Source organism: Saccharopolyspora sp. NPDC050389, assembly GCF_040655595.1.
GTDB lineage: Bacteria > Actinomycetota > Actinomycetes > Mycobacteriales > Pseudonocardiaceae > Saccharopolyspora.
In genome coordinates, this window is the sequence record NZ_JBFAKG010000213.1 from 1 (window position 1) to 2,186 (window position 2,186).

General features: G+C 70.2%; 2 protein-coding genes and 1 pseudogene. All 3 read left to right on the forward strand.

The window, feature by feature from the left end; translation table 11 throughout:
• Positions 1 to 214: pseudogene (locus AB0I53_RS49480) on the forward strand (hypothetical protein); the annotation flags it as partial.
• A gap of 4 nt (positions 215 to 218) precedes the next feature.
• Positions 219 to 683, forward strand: coding sequence for an ATP-binding cassette domain-containing protein (locus AB0I53_RS49485; protein ID WP_358618169.1), 465 nt, complete (start codon positions 219 to 221; stop codon positions 681 to 683).
• Positions 680 to 1,870, forward strand: a complete 1,191-nt coding sequence (locus AB0I53_RS49490; protein ID WP_358618171.1) for a hypothetical protein — start codon at positions 680 to 682, stop codon at positions 1,868 to 1,870. The genes AB0I53_RS49485 and AB0I53_RS49490 overlap by 4 nt, the downstream gene beginning before the upstream one ends.
• Positions 1,871 to 2,186 lie beyond the last annotated feature (316 nt).

Consider the following 2,186-nt stretch of genomic DNA (forward strand, 5'->3'; position numbering starts at 1 on the left):
GACCCTGGCGCTCGGTTCGCGGTTCCGGCTCGAACCGGTGGCGGCCGCGGTCGCCACCGGCTGGCTGGTGCTCGCCGGCGGCCCGCTGGTCGGCGACCAGGTGCCGGTGCTGCTCGACCGGCCGCTGCCGCTGTTGTGGTCGTCGCTGATCGTCCTGTCTGCCGCGGTGCTCTACCTCCGCCGCACGAACTTCCAGCACACGTCGAGGAGCTGACCCCGTGACCGCGATCGAGATCCATGACCTGGCCGTGCGATTCGGCCGCCGCCGCGCGCTTGACGCGATCACCGCGGACTTCGGCACCGGCGTGCACGGCCTGCTCGGGCCCAACGGCGCCGGGAAGTCGACGCTGATCCGGGTGCTGGCCACGCTGACCGCGCCTTCCGGCGGCTCGGTCCGGCTGCTCGGCCGCCCGCCGACCGGCTCCGACCTGCGCCCGCTCCGGCGCGAAATCGGCTATCTGCCGCAGGAGTTCGGCTGGTACCCGAGGTTCACCGCGCGCGAGTTCGTGGAGCACTTCGGGTGGTTGAAGGAGGTCCCGGCCGCGGAGTTGATGCCTGCCGTGGACCGGGCGCTGCGGCGGGTCGGGCTCGGCGACCGCGCCGACGAGAAGCTGGCCGACGGCGGCGATCTGGCGGACGGCTACCGCGCGGTGCTGGGCGCCAGCCGGGCGGGTGCGGCATGAACAAGCAGGTCTTCTGGAACGAGTTCTACCGCAGCACTGCGGGCCCGCTCGCGATGGCAATGCTGATATCGCTGGTCGCGGTGCTGTTCCTGCAACCGTTGTGGGCGGGTAGCTGGAACGAACTCGCCCTGGTCGTGCGCACCGATCTGATCTTCACCTGGCCGCTGGTGGCGACCGCCGGCGCGTGGGCCGCGGGCAGGGAGAACCGGCGCGGCACCGAGGAGCTCCTGGCGACCCTGCCCCGGCCGGGTTGGCAGCCGTTCCTCGTGTCGTGGGCGGCCCTCACGCTGGGCACGGTGCTCGGAATCGCGACGGCGTGGGGAATCGCGGCGATCTTCGTCTTCCCGATCGCCACCGGTAGCGGTACCGACTGGATCGCGGCGCTGCTGGTCTGCGTCCCCGCGCACGGCGCAGCAGCCGCCTTCGGCATGGCGCTGGGCCGCCTCGTCCGGTGGCGACTGATCGTCCTGCTGACCCCGGCGCTGGCAGTTCTGGCGTACCTGGCGGTCAGCTGGACGAGTTGGATGGCGGGGTACGACTCGCTGTTCACGACCCTGCTCGCCGCACAGGTCTCCAGTGGGTCGATGTATTCGCTGTCGTCGAGCGCGCTGCAGGCGATGTGGTTCGCGGCGATCGCAGCGACTTTCCTCGCCCTGGCCGTGTCGCGTCGACGGTGGCTCGTGCTGGTGCCGATGGCACTGGTCGCCGCGCTGACGCTGCTGATCGCGTCGATCCCGCCGAACCGGCACGTGGTGGCCGATCCGGTGGCGATGCAGGAGGTGTGCACGACGCCCGGGCCGAAGATCTGCATCGCGCGCTACCAGGAGCACGTGCTCGACGAGCTCGCCGAGCTCGCCCGGCCGATGCTGGAGAAGCTCCACGGCATCCCAGGTGCTCCCGAGGAACTGCGGTTCCGGAGCGCGGCGGACCCGGAACTGCCCTCGTACCACTACGTCACGACCGCCACCGGGCGGCTCGCGGATCCCGTGTACGAGCGCGAATTGCTGGCGGGCATGTTGGTCGGCACGATCCCGCACTGCGCCGGTGAGCCCTTCGGCCAGGTGTTCCAGGCCGCGCAGTCGCGGCTGCTCGAGAACGGCCGCGCGCTGGATCGCGAATGGATGACCGCCTATTACGCGGCACGCGTCGATTGCGACACCGATGTGACTTCGGCGCTGCTGAATTAGGCCGGCAGGAACTCGTGCGCGTTTTGGATCGCCCTGGCACTCCGAACCACGCACGAGTCCTGACCAGCGCAAACCGAACCTCAACGAAAAACCGATTCTGATCGGCCGGAGAGCACCCGATTCCGGTCGGTGCCTCCGCGCGCCGAGAAAGGGGCCTGTCCGTGACGTTGACCCATCCCGGAAAAGCCGTGCGGCCGAAAGGAATCGCCCGGGGGCCGTTGTTCCCGCTGGCGGTGCGGCCGGTTCTGCTGATCGCCGCGGCCGTCGGGATCGCGTTGCTGTTGACCAGCCCGCGTTATGGCTACTTCGCCGACGA